General features: G+C 28.4%; 10 protein-coding genes. 3 read left to right on the top strand and 7 right to left on the bottom strand.

Translation table 11 applies throughout. From position 1 onward, the window contains the following. Positions 1-110: 110 nt before the first annotated feature. Positions 111-485, bottom strand: a complete 375-nt coding sequence (locus KCG49_RS07125; protein WP_256259902.1) for a hypothetical protein — start codon at positions 483-485, stop codon at positions 111-113. 258 nt (positions 486-743) lie between these two features. Between KCG49_RS07125 and KCG49_RS07120 the strand changes: the two genes are divergently transcribed. The 3 genes from KCG49_RS07120 (at position 744) to KCG49_RS07110 (ending at position 2,552) form a co-directional block, all read left to right on the top strand. Next, positions 744-1,310, top strand: a complete 567-nt coding sequence (locus KCG49_RS07120; RefSeq protein WP_218545493.1) for a toll/interleukin-1 receptor domain-containing protein — start codon at positions 744-746, stop codon at positions 1,308-1,310. A 62-nt stretch (positions 1,311-1,372) separates the two neighbouring features. After that, positions 1,373-2,119 carry a hypothetical protein gene (locus KCG49_RS07115; RefSeq protein ID WP_218545492.1) on the top strand — a complete coding sequence of 249 codons (747 nt, stop codon included), beginning with the start codon at positions 1,373-1,375 and terminating at the stop codon, positions 2,117-2,119. After that, the gene (locus KCG49_RS07110) at positions 2,112-2,552 is read left to right on the top strand and encodes a hypothetical protein (RefSeq protein ID WP_218545491.1); all 441 of its coding nucleotides are present in this window, start codon (positions 2,112-2,114) and stop codon (positions 2,550-2,552) included. The genes KCG49_RS07115 and KCG49_RS07110 overlap by 8 nt, the downstream gene beginning before the upstream one ends. Before the next feature lie 13 nt (positions 2,553-2,565). Here the strand turns inward: KCG49_RS07110 and KCG49_RS07105 are convergent, their stop codons facing one another. The 6 genes from KCG49_RS07105 to KCG49_RS07080 form a co-directional block, all read right to left on the bottom strand. Next, positions 2,566-3,654, bottom strand: coding sequence for a PleD family two-component system response regulator (locus tag KCG49_RS07105; RefSeq protein ID WP_218545490.1), 1,089 nt, complete (start codon positions 3,652-3,654; stop codon positions 2,566-2,568). Continuing rightward, a complete protein-coding gene (locus KCG49_RS07100) occupies positions 3,651-4,088 on the bottom strand; it encodes a response regulator (RefSeq protein WP_218545489.1) in 438 nt (145 codons plus the stop codon). Before KCG49_RS07100 ends, KCG49_RS07105 begins: the two co-directional genes overlap by 4 nt. Before the next feature lie 15 nt (positions 4,089-4,103). Then, complete coding sequence (locus KCG49_RS07095) at positions 4,104-7,490, bottom strand: hypothetical protein (protein WP_218545488.1); 3,387 nt, start codon at positions 7,488-7,490, stop codon at positions 4,104-4,106. Between the two features lie 79 nt (positions 7,491-7,569). Next, complete coding sequence (locus KCG49_RS07090) at positions 7,570-8,550, bottom strand: DUF3871 family protein (RefSeq protein ID WP_218545487.1); 981 nt, start codon at positions 8,548-8,550, stop codon at positions 7,570-7,572. Then, the gene (locus KCG49_RS07085; protein ID WP_218545486.1) at positions 8,531-9,391 is read right to left on the bottom strand and encodes an AAA family ATPase; all 861 of its coding nucleotides are present in this window, start codon (positions 9,389-9,391) and stop codon (positions 8,531-8,533) included. Before KCG49_RS07085 ends, KCG49_RS07090 begins: the two co-directional genes overlap by 20 nt. 105 nt (positions 9,392-9,496) lie before the next feature. Then, on the bottom strand, positions 9,497-11,938 hold the full coding sequence (locus KCG49_RS07080) for a DEAD/DEAH box helicase family protein (protein ID WP_218545485.1): 2,442 nt from the start codon (positions 11,936-11,938) through the stop codon (positions 9,497-9,499). Position 11,939 lies beyond the last annotated feature (1 nt).

Here is an 11,939-nt window from a genome sequence, read left to right as displayed (position 1 = left end):
ACTAGGAGTACATTTTGTGATTCTCTCCTATATAGATAAAATCACAAATTGTTGAAAAATGTAAATTCATGTCACAACTACTATATAAAGAGTCATGACATGAATTGTCATTACTGAGCCACTACAGGAACATTTTGTTCAAAGTCAACTGGCATAAACTCAGGCATTGAACTTTGCTTGTCCTGTTTCTTTTCTTCTGAAACATACTGATAGGTATGTGAAAGAGAAATAACTTCTCCAGTATCTTTATTCACATACTCATATTCCTCACAGGCTACCTTTTCAATCTTACCAGGAATTTCTGTTCCAACAGCCAATTTGCAACCCTCTTCATCAAAGGTTGAGGGAATACTTGATTTTCTAGCAGTCATGTATAAGTTCCCATTTTGAGACTGCACAACTTCTACACCACCTTGAATGGTTAGTGTAAAAAATTCTCTACCATCTTCTGATAGTCTTTTGTCATATCCAATAACAGTTACCATAATAAATAATTTTTGAGTTAAACATTTGATTCTCTTGACAGAAGAAAACATCAGCTATCACCTTGATAAATTTACTGCTGTCAATTTTTTGCCTTCAAAAAGCAAGGCATGGGGATCTTTCCCAGTCCAGAAGTGGGTGGGGGTTTTCCATAGGGAAGGTGATGAGTGAGTAAAATAGAAGGGGGGTAATTTTTTTGAAAAAAAAATTCCACAATCAGTTGTTTTATAGTAAGTTTAGAGTTCAATTTTTCATCCATTATGGCAGATTTTATTACAAAAAATCAATTAATAAATAATGTAGAAAAGAATAATAATACACTTAGAAAATCATTTGCATTATTAGAAACAAAACTTTCTAAAATAGTAAAAAATAGAAATGAATTTGAATCAAGTGTATTTATAAGTCATAGTCATAAAAATGCAGATTTAGTTGAATACTTGGTAGCAGTATTGACAAATTTAAAGGTAGAAGTATATGTAGATTGGATGGATGATGAGATGTCATACCCCCCTTCAAGCAAAACAGCATTAAAAATAAAGGATATGATTGATGTTAACAAAAAGTTCATTCTCTTAGCCACAAATGAAGGTATAGAATCTAAATGGTGTAATTGGGAATTAGGTATTGGTGATGCTCATAAATATATAGAGAATATTGCTTTATTGCCTGTTGCAGAAAACTCAGGAAATTGGATTGGAAATGAATACTTACAGATATATCCATATATAAATAAAAAATACAAATCTCTAGACTGGGATGATGAATATTATTTAATTTATCCAAATGGTAAAAGAAAAGACTTCATTCAATGGCTCAAAGACTAAAAACTGCATAATAAATGTATAGTAAGTTCAAAATAAATCAAAATTCATTTGACAACATTTTCATGTCATCAATTGATAAGTTAACAGGTAAGAATTTATTTAACAACTATAAATCCAAAATCAATGAAAATCTAAGAGTTAAATTTAAAAAAGATGAAATAATAGATGGTAGTGCAACTCAAAAAGAGTGGTTCCCCCAAATTGAATGTGATATTTTCTTATCCCATTCTCACAAAGACATAGAGAAAGCTAAACATTTTGCTGGTTGGGTTAAAAACAAACTTGACTTAAAAGTTTTTATAGACTCTATTATTTGGGGCAATGTAAATGAACTCCTTAAAGAAATAGATAATGAATATTGTTATGATAAGAAAAAAAAGACATATTCATATGAAAAAAGAAATATTACAACTAGCCATGCACATATGATGTTAATTAATGCTATCTCAGAAATGATGCACAAAACAGAGTGTTTAATGTTTTTTGAAACACTTAACTCAATATCCATCAAAAAGGCAATTCATGAAACTGAGTCTCCTTGGATTTATAGTGAGTTATTCTTATCAAAAATTTTAAAACAGAATAATAATATCACAAGAAAAAAAACAATGCTTTTTTCTGAACAAATTAGAAAATCATATGACTTAAATGAGAACTTTAAAATAACCTATGAAACAGATACTTCTCACCTCATAGAACTATCTAGCATGGATTTGAAAAATTGGAATAATCTTTCAAACAATGTTGAAAACAAAAATTCTCATCCCTTAGATATTTTGTACATAATGAAAAATATAAGTAATGACTAAAACTAAAGAAATGTTAGAATCCAGAAAAACACAACATAGAGAATTTGTTCAATCTGTAATAACTAGGATGAATACTAATTCTTTTCAGATTAAAGGAATGATGGTAACAATTTTAGCTGCCTTTTTAGCAATTTATGCATCAAATAAGAATATTCTATTTATTGTTATTCCAATCCCTATAGTAACTCTTTTTTGGCTTTTTGATGCCTACTACATACAATTAGAGAGAAAATTTAGAGGAATTTATAAAGACATATGTGATTTAACACCAGAAAAAGATATTAAAACTAAAATGGTATTTGAAATGAATCCAAAACTTTATACTAGTGGTCAGTATAATTATTGGAATGTCTTATTTAAATCATCTGTAACACCATTTTACTTAATAATTAATATAACTCTAGTTATTTGTTATTTTATTTTAAAAACTTAATTATTGAATTTAATTACTTTAAGCCAAGTTTTTGAAACACATCTAAAAGAACACTCTCAAAATTTTTAAAAACCTCCTTAGGGTTATCAAGGCTTAAAATGTAATTACAAAACTTTTCTTTCTTAAGTCTTGATACAGGTTTTAAATAAAGTAATTCATCTTCTTTGAGGCCTTTCTTTAGTAAAAACTCTTTAAGGTTTTCAGTCAACACATCCCATTCTTTTGGGGATGATATAAGTTCTGAATTAGTACTACTTAACCATCCTTTGCTGTTTGCATATATCAAGTGTTTAACATCAAACATGGATTCTATTTCAAATTGAATTTTACAACCACAAACAAAGAATTTCTTAACACATTCAGAATGATTTTCTCTAATTCTATATGTTTTCAATATGTTCCTTTGTTTGTCACTACTAAACAAATCATTAATTTCCTTTTGAGCATTTATACCAGCAGTATCACTATCTAGTATAGAAACTGCAATTAAATCTTCAGAATTAGAGTCTTTATGATATGAATTCATCCATATTAAAGACTGATTTACAACCCAATTGGTGCCAGCACTTTTTTTATGATGAATAGCAACTTTATCTTTTAATTCTGGAAAAAACAAATCTATTCCCTTTTGAAGAAAGTAAAAGTCAGTTTCTCCTTCAACTATGATTCTATGTAATTCTTCTTCATGGTTGGTTTCAGTTCTTTTAGCATGAATTATATGTGTTATTAATTTTTTTAAATTACCAATCCATTCAGTATCATTATTTTTGTAATGAAATATTTTCCAAACATTAAAATAATCATTCACAAATTTCTCATATTGTGTTAAGCCAACAATATAATTTGGAACATAAATAGTCCTTATTCTTCTATATATTTCTGAAACAACTTTTTTACCACCCCCTTCAGTAGGTTCTTCAATCTCTGTAAAAGGTAAGTTCAAATCAATTATCAATAAATCATATTTTTTCTTTAGCATTAACCTTAAAGCCTCTTTTCCACACATTGCATTATCAATTTTGAGGTCAGTTGATACATTATTTATAGCACTCAATATTGATGCAAGCTTATTCTTATCATCATCTGTAATCAAAATTCTCATAAAAGGTCCTCTAAGTTTGACATCCACTCCTCATTTTTTGATGTGTAATAAACTAAGCCTTTGTAAAATTCAAAATTAGATTTGCATAAATTGTCTATAGACTCAAGAGAGATAAAACTATCCTCAACACCAAACTCATTGAACATTGTTATCATTATTGAAGGTATAATTCTCTTTTTTCTTTTCATTTCTTTCATGATGTTAAATCCCCCAAAACTTTCATATTCTATACTTTCTCCAGATATATTGTCTCCCCATTTAGGGATTGTCATATCAATAAGTAGCAAGTCAAATTCATTGTCATAAATTTGTTTCAATCCACCTCTAAATGACTTCTCTACAACCAAGTTTACATTTTTGTATTTTTCACTTATGAATGATGAAATGTCCTTAACTTTTTTTGCATCATCTTCAATCAATAAGATATTATTCATAATATTAATTTGTGTTTATACCAATGTTCTCCATTTAGAAATATGAATCATAACTGTTAAATAATCTTCTTCAATTAAATAATCAAATTCATTATCATCAGAGTTTAAATCATATTTGAGTATTCTCTTAATTTTTCCATAACCAGAACCCCCTTCTTTATTTATTACAGATTGGTTTGCTTTCTTTGCAGTCCATCCTTCTTTTATTAATTTGAACTTTTCATTTAAAGCATTCTTGTTTAAGGAGGTATTAAGCTTACTTTTAACAACAATTTTAAGTACAGATTCAGCATCATCAAAATCTATTATAACAGAAGCATCAACTTCTGAGGGAGCCAGCTTAGAGTGCTTGATTATGTTATCAAAAAGTATCCTAAAGATGAATATGAAATGTAAATAGCCATAGACTCCAACATCTTGTTCACACTCAATCTTAGGGTCAAAATCAATATTGTTGTTATTAGTCAAGGAAATACTTGTGTTTATAATTGACTCAAAATCTAAAACATTTTGATATGAATCCTCAGATAGTTTAAACCACTCAGAAATGTTACCATCAATTACATTTTGGATTTCAGTAGTTGCTGTTTTTATATTATTTGTCAATTTTGGATAAGCTTCATCCAAAAGAGTATTGTTTATTGAAGAATTCAATTCCTCTAAATAAGAAATGAGCTTATTTTTTACATCAACTTTGAAATAACCTCTGGTTTTCTCTAGAATCTTATTTGTATGAGTTTTTAGGATATCAAATATAGTATTTATGAAGTCTGAATAATTGGCATTAAGAACTTCTTTCAAATCTTTATAAATAATCCAATGTATGTCATCTGAAAAGTAATAATTAAAGATTGCATCTTGTTTGTCAGTAGTCTTGATAGAATAAATCTGAACCACTTCTTTCACTAAAAACTTTATCAAATCATCTGTCTTCTTTGAAAAGACTTTAAAATGATTTTGAATTTGAGTATGTAAATTATCATTAATATGATTTCCATCTAAAATCCAATATTCAATATCCTGATAATCTTCTCCTGTCTTTTTTGCAATAAGACCATTTCTCTCAAAAACACTTCTTATTATATTTTCTAAAGCACCATGTCTTATCCTGGTGCTTAAACACCCATCTAATCCATATTCTTCACTGTAAAGGAAATTATTGATTAGCTCATTCACAAATGATTTACAAGTCAAATAGGCAGCATCCTTTTTTAAATCTTCAGCATTAGGTATATCCTGATAAAGTTTTTGAATTTTATCATTTATATCAATAATCCACAAATCATGACTAGCAGTATAGTCTATAAGACTCTGAAGTCTATCAAAATTATTTTGAAAAACATTCTTATGTGATTGGTCAAGACTATTTATATTAATATATATTCTACCATCATTGACCTCCTTAATAACACTCTTAACTATCTCTAGTCTTTTCAACTTTGCAATTTCATCAATATATTCTTCCTCCTTATTTGGCATAATCTCCAAAAGGCTCATAAGGATACTCTCCCTCTCTTTTACCACTTCATCTCTTGATTCAAAAATTAAAAAATTGCCCAGTACATCTACATTACATACTTTCTCTAAGATGTAGATAATTTTGTTTCTGTTATTACTGTCTATTTTATCTAATAATTGATGTGGATATTCTACATTAATTTCTATAAATAATTCATCAAGATTTACAAATTGAAAGTAGGAACTAGAATTAGCAAAATGACTAAAGATTACTGATTCAAAAGAGCCAGGTATTTCATCTATTCTTTCATCTACCAAATTCAACAACTCTATAGTATCTACTTTAGCACATAGATTTTTATTGATTAAATATTGATTAGATAATAAAGTAATAGCTTGATTTATTTCTTCTTTAATCAAATAGCAGTAAAATTTTATGTTGAAAATGTCACTTTCATCTATAATTTTTAAATCACTCCTCTCCAAAAATTCATCAATAAGACTCAAGCTTTGCTCTGCATTACTGCTTAAAAATGTTGACCTGATTTGATATAAAAAGCTTTTTTTATCTGGTAATATTCCAGAAAACATACTGGAATTAAACTCTCCCTTTCCTTTCAAATAGTTGACCTTATAAGGCAATGAATTAAAATCATACTCATGATTAATTGCCATATCCCTATTAAACAAAAACAATATGGGGTTTGAGAAATTTGAATTAACAAATATCAAATCTGAAATTTTATTGTTTTTGGATTTAATCAAAATCAAAGATGAAATAAGACCAAGTAACTGCCTGTAAGAATTTAAACCAGAAAATGTAATGGTTTTTTTTGCTAAATTTTCAAAGGCAAAATCAAACTCATCATCAAAACTGTATAAGGAATACAAATTAAGAAGTATATCATCTATTTCTTTAGACACTCCTGTTTTTTCAAAAGCTCTATCTTCTTCAATTAATGATTTAATATATGGTTCAAAAAGTTCAATATGAGATGGGTATTCCTCAACAATTTTTGGAAATTCTTTTATGCATAAGTTATAATCACCTTTAGTGTAATTTTCTAGAAATCTTAACACTTGATTATCAGCATTTTCTTCAATTAATTTTTGAGAACAAAACTCTTTTAACCTATCCAGCCTCTTATCTACAATAACTTCACTTAACTCATTTATTACTTGAACTGATAACTGGTAATCTTTATGGTCTTTGTCAGAAACAATATCTGTAAGTAAATTTATAACAAGCTCATATCTATCTATTATTGAAGAGTTTGCTTCAGTTAAAAGAAAGTACTCTAAGTGTGAATATTCCTGAATAAAAAAATAACCAAACTTAAAATACAAGTATTCCTTTAAACCAGCACTTAAATTTGCTAAATCATAATTTAAAATTCTTTTGTACCTATTAAAAGATAATTTGCCCTCAGCTTTTTTACTGAATAACTGTAAGTGGAACAGTATTAAGCTATTCTCATCAGCTTTCTCAGATAATTCATTTAGTAGTTCCCAATTTTTTTCAGTTCCACCATAAAGCTCATTAAGTGAAAACTTACATTCTGTTGACCAATATGAAAAGCAAATATTGTTTTCAATTTGTTCCAGAATATCTAAAGCATCTTCATAATTTGATAACAAAATTTCATTCTCAAGCAGAGTCTTATATGATAAATATTTATTTAGTGCATTATGGTATTTTTTGATAGACCACACAATCCATGCTAATTCACCTCCAAAATTTTCAGAGTAATATATTAGCCTATTCTTACCAATAGAAGAGAAATCTTTTGGCAACACATTACCTTCAACAATCAATCTAATTGAAGGGTGAGCCTTAAGCTTCTTTATTTCTTTCATGAAAAACTCATATCCATGAGTTTTAATGTGAGAAAGAACATTTGCTTTGTCTGTTCTTGGATGATATAATTGTGATTTATAGTTCATTTTAACTTTTGATTATATAAATATAGGCTTTCATTTAAATATTTATAAATAATTTGGGCTGAAATAACAGCCCAAATTATCAACTCAAAAACCAATGATAACTACTGTTGCCTTTTAAAGCTTCAGAAATTGAATTGGTAAAGTTATGAGCATTTACATTTCTCTCTAAAAAAGAATCAATGTAACTACTCTTATTAGCTCCTGTAAAGAGGTTGTAAACATTCCAAAGGTTAATATTCCCTTCTTCATCTTTACAGAAACTTTCATCTTCATAATAATCTCTTGCCACTTTATTCAATTGACCATCATTGAAAATCAAATCTGGTAAATTATTCTTCAGCTTTTTAGGTAAATGATTATATAGTCTTGCTTTCCCTAACAATTGAGCAAATTGAGTTTCAGTTAAGAATTGTTCTTCTAAAGTACTCATCTGTTCCAAGTGCATTTCCATACTATAGCTTGATAGTAATTTAAACACTTTATTCTGCAATTCATCCATATTACTTGCTCTTATCTCTCCTGAAAACCCATCTGTTGAAATACAGAGATTAGTGCATACCCAATTTTTGAAACCTACAAAGACTTTGAATTTCTCAAGAGACTTTTTTGAATATAGGTTTTCTTGATTATAAGCTCTCACTCCTCCAACTGATAAAGACAATGTGTTTCCAGAAATTGATTCCTGAATAGTTGGAATGTCAATAGTAAAAGCCATTCTTTCATAATAAATGGTCTTTTCATGAGGTAGGAGTTCATTAGCTGGCTTTCTTATTGCCTCTGGAGTTCTTCCTTTAATGATGTGGGAAACCCTTATTGATGGTATAGAAAACTCCTGATGGCTAAAAACACCCCTAGCTGATTGATGAACACCTTCAATAAAATCCTGATGACTTATAGTAATCTCATTATCCTTAGCAAAGACAGGAATTGTGCAATCTCTCTTTAGGTGGGATAAATTTATTTCTTTGGTGTTAGATTCTATAAAAGGGGATTTATTTTGTGTAGGAGTAATTTCTTCAATCATATTACTCCTACTTGAATTAACTACTTGTAGTTCCATTTTGGCTAAAATTATTTAGGTTAGACAATTGTTTTGTTTTTAATTCTTGTTGCTTTTCTATAAAGCTAGAGTTAAGTATCTCTTTCCAAGCAATGTGTTTTTGATACAGCTGATTCAACTCTTCATTTGTTGAGCAATTTTGAATCTCTTCCTTAACTGCATCAAGATCAGTTCCAGAATTACACCATTCTTTGATTTGTTTACCTACTCCTGAAGTGATAATAAATTCAGGTTTATCAGAATATAATCCTGTCCTATCTTTTGAGGTTTTAGCAAAGTGTTTTATATCAATATCAAAGACTAGAGTAAATTCATAATCAACTCCATCTCTTTGTACTGCCTTAAGACCAACTTTCTCTGGAATAAACTTTCCATCTTTTTGATTAAGAACATAGTCCTGTTTGGTTCTCATTGTGGCAATGATATGAGTATTAGCTTGAAGCATCTTATTGACAAATGCTTTTTGTCTTGGTGTTATTTTACTCCAATTAGTAAAACTATTTCCTGGTAATGAAGCATGATATTCAATTAAGAAATCCCAACAATGAGAAATACTGTCAATGATTATAACTTCTATATCTGAGTTTAAGCATACATCAATGGCTTCAATGTAGCTTTCTGGTGAAAATGGTGGTTTTAATGAAAGGACATTGTATTCTCCCAAATGAGCATACAAATCTGCACTACCATTCTCTGTATCTATAACAGCTACTTTTGAAAAGTCCTCATTAGTCAGTCCTTTAGCTATTAGCAGTGAACTGTAAGTTTTACCTGCTCCACTTGGAGCTTGTAATGCCATTTTAATTTTGGCATTTTTTCTTTCTGATTTTCTTAATTCCATATTATAATATTAAAAATTAGGCATAAAAAAACCTGCTAACTTTTAGCAGGTGTATGACAATTGGTGTCACATGTCTATATATAGTAGAAGTGACACAGATTGTTGTTAAAATAGTTTGAAGATTTCTGTAAAGCCTTCTGATTCATATCCTTCAAAATTTTCTTTATAATCATAAAAGAAATTTAAACCAGTAGTTCTTGTTGAATCATGTTTTAGACCAAGTAGTTTTTTAACTGGTTTATTACCTTCCAGCCCATAAAAACCTGACCTTCTGTTTACATCAAATTTTTCAAATTCTAAAAATGAGTTTATAAATAAAGTATACAAGCTTGTATAAGTTAGAGTTCTACTGAATAAATCAAACATTTCTCTTGATGCTAATGAATCACTTTCCTTTATTCTATTAAGTAAAGGCATTATTTCATCAAAAAATCTATTAAACAATTCCTTTTCTGTTTCTGGCATAGAATTATAAGTTGAAAACATAAACTCTCTCTGTTGAAATAAATCAAAAAACCTCTTTTTTTGCTGATGCAATTGCTTGTAAAGCTTTATTAATTCAGTTTCATCTTCTTCATTAACATTTTTTGAAAAACTCACACAATCATTTAAATACATGAACTTATTATAATCAATTCCTTTTTTTGCTTTTGCAACAAAGTCAATAATCAGTTTAACAAGTTCTCTAGGAAATACCCTCTTATCAACCCCATGATATCTAATACTGTATTTAGCCAATCTTGTCTTGATATCCTGAATAATATATTTATCAGAATTTTGAAAAAAGGTGGTGTCTAAAGTAAAAGTGTTATATCCATAGTAGTCTTCTGAATAGCTTTCATTTATAAATTCTTCTAATTCTCCTTTTTCATTTCCTCTTGTGAATTCAATAACTGGAGATATCTGTTTAATAGCATTTAAAGTACAGTTTTGAAATTGGTCATTTAAAGCAGCCCATATAATGAATGGAGAAACTCTATGCCCATAATATAAATATTGGTTGTAGAAATACTTTTCTCCTCTTTCAAGCACATATTCTTCAAAAGAAGGATATCTTAAAATTGGTCTAAAATTACTGTTGTCATGATTCTCAAACTCTTCAATTTGTTCATTCAAATAATTTCTTTGAAAATTGTAAAAGCTCCTAAGTTGAATTGTTTTGTTATTAATGTTTTGAGCTTTACCAAAATTGGATTCATTTAATTTAAAACCCTCTAAAATTTCAGATTCAAATTGATGATAATCAAAATCAATTAATTCATTAGGAGTACCCATTATGATATAAATCTCTCCCTTACCTCTCATTCTTGCAATAGCCTGAATAATAGAGTTTGCACCATTTGTAAATACTCCAAAATTTCCATCAGAAACAAAGTTTTTATTCAATGATGCACTACTAGGCATTAAAATAATATAAATTCCATCCTCAATATCAATACCTGTTTTAAAATTAGTTCCAATATTGATTTTATCCTTTTCATAATGATTGTTTTCTTTATAGGAGTTGTCATCAACATTCACACAACAATTTACTTTATCATAAACATTAAGCTCTTTGAAGATTTCATTGAAAAAGCTATCCTTTTCATAAGAATCATAACATAAACTTTCAGCTAGTTTTTTTGAATAACTTAAAACACTTAACTTTTGTTTATTGTTTACAGCTTTAGTGATGATAGGGTTAAGTTCTTCTCTTAATGCCTTTGTGTTTTTTGAACTATAATTTTCAGGAGTTATGATTAGATTAAGTTTGGCTCTTAACTCTTCATTTCTAAATCTTTCACAGTTTATTAATTTTATTTTATCATTAGTTAAAATTGCTAAGTTTTGAATAACCAACAATGAAGATTCACTAAAAGTAGCACTTACATAAAAAAGCTTATGAAGTATATCTTTAAATTTAAAAAGGTTAAAAATATATTTATACTGAAAACTGTTTATCCCTGCATGTATCTCATCAAAGAAAATGACTATCTTCTTTCCTTGTGATTTACACTTTCCTATTAAAGAAGATAAGTATTGGGATTTGACAGAACTTTGTAAATGAGCATCATTCCCAGGATTTCCAAGCAATAGATTAACAGTAACTATATGTAATTGATTATCATAAAGGAAAGTTTCTTCTCCACTAAAGAACTCATCTGAAGTTTCCTTGTCAAAAGACTCCATTGTAGTAATTCTATCTTCTGGCATTTTTACTTCTTGAGTGAAGAATTTGCTATACTTTTCAACTATAGACCTGAAGGGTGTTGCAATAATCACTATATAACCTTCCTCAATGTGTCTTTCTGCAACCTTATGAACAGCTGTAGTTTTACCTTGACCAACTCCAGCATTAATAACTGTTGAGTTTTTAGATTTTAATTCACTTTCATCAATTAAGAACTCAATTAATTGTTTAGAAACATAACCTTCTGAATCAGCTGGAATATCAATATCATCCACATCAAAAGCTGAATTACCATCTTCAAATTCAAAATCTACAGTAGTGAATTTTCTATAAATAAGTTCAGTTTTTAAGGGTGTGATATTCTCATCAAGTTGCATA

It is taken from the genome of Winogradskyella luteola, assembly GCF_019203985.1.
In the GTDB taxonomy this organism is placed as follows: Bacteria; Bacteroidota; Bacteroidia; order Flavobacteriales; family Flavobacteriaceae; genus Winogradskyella; species Winogradskyella luteola.
This window is presented reverse-complemented; position numbering and strand designations above follow the sequence as displayed.

Bases quoted from the DNA above. Each gene is read 5' to 3' on its own strand.
- KCG49_RS07105 (WP_218545490.1), bottom strand. From the start codon at position 3,654: ATGAGAATTTTGATTACAGATGATGATAAGAATAAGCTTGCATCAATA.
- KCG49_RS07120 (WP_218545493.1), top strand. From the start codon at position 744: ATGGCAGATTTTATTACAAAAAATCAATTAATAAATAATGTAGAAAAG.
- KCG49_RS07110 (WP_218545491.1), top strand. From the start codon at position 2,112: ATGACTAAAACTAAAGAAATGTTAGAATCCAGAAAAACACAACATAGA.
- KCG49_RS07080 (WP_218545485.1), bottom strand. From the start codon at position 11,938: ATGCAACTTGATGAGAATATCACACCCTTAAAAACTGAACTTATTTAT.
- KCG49_RS07095 (WP_218545488.1), bottom strand. From the start codon at position 7,490: ATGAACTATAAATCACAATTATATCATCCAAGAACAGACAAAGCAAAT.
- KCG49_RS07100 (WP_218545489.1), bottom strand. From the start codon at position 4,088: ATGAATAATATCTTATTGATTGAAGATGATGCAAAAAAAGTTAAGGAC.
- KCG49_RS07115 (WP_218545492.1), top strand. From the start codon at position 1,373: ATGTCATCAATTGATAAGTTAACAGGTAAGAATTTATTTAACAACTAT.
- KCG49_RS07085 (WP_218545486.1), bottom strand. From the start codon at position 9,391: ATGGAATTAAGAAAATCAGAAAGAAAAAATGCCAAAATTAAAATGGCA.
- KCG49_RS07125 (WP_256259902.1), bottom strand. From the start codon at position 485: ATGGTAACTGTTATTGGATATGACAAAAGACTATCAGAAGATGGTAGA.
- KCG49_RS07090 (WP_218545487.1), bottom strand. From the start codon at position 8,550: ATGGAACTACAAGTAGTTAATTCAAGTAGGAGTAATATGATTGAAGAA.